Source organism: Maribellus luteus (genome assembly GCF_003576475.1).
Classification (GTDB): Bacteria; Bacteroidota; Bacteroidia; order Bacteroidales; family Prolixibacteraceae; genus Draconibacterium; species Draconibacterium luteum.
This window is the reverse complement of sequence record NZ_QWGR01000140.1, coordinates 1-615: the sequence shown is the minus strand read 5'-3', so window position 1 is coordinate 615 and position 615 is coordinate 1. Positions and strand designations below refer to the sequence as shown.

The following is a 615-nucleotide window of genomic DNA, read 5'->3' as shown; positions in this document are numbered from 1 at the left end:
TTGTAGCTGATTAAAAACAATGGCGCCCGCTCCTTTGATGGTTGCATCTTCGGCAGAAGAGAACATCAGTTCGCAGTTGCGAAGAGGAAGCGACAAGGCGGTGTGGGTCATTCCCGACTTAACGGAATCCGTGAGGATGTCCCGGGCCAGGGTAAAACCGCCGCCAATGATAATGATTCCCGGGTTCAGAAGGTTGATCATATTCCCGAGTGCTTTTCCCAGTTTAAACCCAATGTTGTGGGTAAGCGAAATGGACAGAGCGTCTCCTTCCGAAGCTGCTTTTAATATGTCCTGGTATTTTATTTCAGATAAGTTTTTGTTCGTGGTCAATAGCGAGGTTTCTCCTTGTTCGATGTGCTCCTGGAAGTTTTGTTCCAGGGCATGTCCGCCAACTTCGGTTCCGAGGCACCCGCGTTTTCCGCACAAACAAAGACGGTTGGAATCGCCCAGTTGTATGTGTCCGAATTCTCCGGCAAATCCTTGTTCACCGCCAATAATTTCGCCGTTTGAAATGATGGCAAGCCCCATTCCGCGGCTGAGATTCAGCACAAAGGCATTTTGAATGTTTCGTGCTTTTCCGAAATACTGTTCTGCAAGCCCCAAAACATGGGTATC

General features: G+C 48.6%; 1 protein-coding gene. It reads right to left on the bottom strand.

What is annotated here, in order from left to right:
• Positions 1 to 615, bottom strand: a 615-nt coding sequence (locus tag D1614_RS24240) for an ROK family protein (protein ID WP_147384391.1), incomplete at both ends; no start/stop codon positions are given.